Annotated in this window: 1 protein-coding gene; it reads left to right on the top strand. The window is 74.5% G+C overall.

Annotation, left to right across the window (positions count from 1 at the left end; genetic code table 11):
- Positions 1-146: 146 nt before the first annotated feature.
- Positions 147-909 (top strand): glycosyltransferase family 2 protein (locus tag DDE13_RS22525; protein WP_111406407.1); only part of this gene is annotated, 763 nt, incomplete at its 3' end.

Below are 909 nucleotides of genomic sequence, written 5' to 3'. Positions count from 1 at the left end.
CGGCCGGGCTGCTGGGCGCGGCCGCCGCGGGGCTGGGCGCGCTGCGCGGAATGCGGCGCCGGGGCTGAGCGCGGCGCATTGCGGCTTGTGATCCGGGGCGGGGCTGCTAGGCTTGCCCCGGTTCGTGTTGTCCGGTGCGTCGTCCCATGGCTTCTGTCACTTTCGCGGTCATCGTGCCGACCTATAACCGGGCGCACCATGTCTGCGCCGCCATCGACAGCATCCTGGCGCAGGAGGCCCCCCCCGAGGAGGTGATCGTCGTCGATGACGGGTCGACCGACGACACGCTGGCGGTGCTGGCGCGCTACGGCGACCGGATCCGGGTCGTGGCCCAGCCCAACGGGGGCGTGTCGGCGGCGCGCAACGCGGGTGCGGCGGCGGCCACGGCGGACTGGCTGACCTTTCTCGATTCCGACGACCTGTGGCGCCCGGGCCGGATGGCGCTGTTGCGCGCGGACCTGGCCGGGGCCGGCGGCGACGTGGTGGCCCATGTGGCGAACGTGCTGTTCAAGGGCGTGGGCGCGGAGCGCGATTTCTTCTCGGTGGCGCGGATCGGCGTGGCGCCGGGCGAGATGCGGGTGGTGGCCCGGCCGCTGAGGATGTTCCTGCACGCGTTCTTCCTGATCGGGGCGGCGTTCCGGCGCGATGCCTTTGCCGAGCTGGGCGGGTTCGACCCGGCCTTCCGCACCGACGAGGACGCGGATATCGCCCACCGGCTGGCGGCGCGCGGGCCGTTCATGGTGCGCGGCGACGTGCTGGCCGAGGTGATCCGCCATCCCGGCGACGCCGACGCGCTGTCGCCGCTGCGCGGGCGCGACCCGCTGCGCGCCAACGATCTCAAGCAGAGGCTGTTCCGCGGGGCGATCGCGCGGAGCGGCGATCCCGGCGACCGGGCGCTGGCCGGCGCGG

This window comes from Meridianimarinicoccus zhengii, assembly GCF_003254465.1.
GTDB lineage: Bacteria > Pseudomonadota > Alphaproteobacteria > Rhodobacterales > Rhodobacteraceae > Meridianimarinicoccus > Meridianimarinicoccus zhengii.
Note: the sequence above shows the minus strand (reverse complement) of the source record. Positions and strands in the feature narration are given on the sequence as shown.